A 598-nucleotide genomic window follows, 5' to 3' on the forward strand; every position below is an offset into this window, starting at 1 on the left:
TATGTTTCCCATGTGAACCTTGCTGAGGTTGCCCGCCTTTCTGGTCTGACTCTTGCCGCCCATACAGTAGAATACGCCATTGATGGTGATTTGACTGTATCGGGGCTTAAGCATCCTTACGAATCTCTCCCTTCTCATTATGCTGGGATCGCATTGAAAATTTTTGAGGGCGGTAAGAATTTCGAGCCATGTGTAGAGCTGAAAGCATCTCCGGCGAAATTGTTACAAGGTCACAATCTTTTTGGGCCTACATCTTTTGAGTTGTGCGGTCTGGAATTTTTCGGTGCCTTTGCTGCTGCTATGCCTGAACTCTATGATTTGTGTGATGTAACTAATACGGTAGTTGGTCGCATAGATGTAACTGTCAGTGCAAAAGTCGCAAATGATCACATTGCTAACCAGGTGATTTCTTTCTTGCGCAATGTATCCAACGGTCAGACTAAAAAGACTCGTGCTCTTGATTATGAAACAACTGTTATGTGGAACGAAGGAAGTCGCCACCGTACTCTTGTTGCATACTTGAAACATCATGAGGTGCAGGCTCAGATTAAGAGATTGCAGAAAAAGAAAAGTTCCCACTTATCTTCTTATGAAAAAA

The 598-nt window shown here is 43.1% G+C and carries 1 protein-coding gene; it reads left to right on the plus strand.

Annotation, left to right across the window (positions count from 1 at the left end):
- On the plus strand, positions 1–598 hold a 598-nt coding region (locus tag CG67_RS05690), incomplete at both ends, for a phage/plasmid replication protein, II/X family (RefSeq protein ID WP_025902014.1).

It is taken from the genome of Tatumella sp. UCD-D_suzukii (genome assembly GCF_000611875.2).
Lineage (GTDB): Bacteria > Pseudomonadota > Gammaproteobacteria > Enterobacterales > Enterobacteriaceae > Tatumella > Tatumella ptyseos.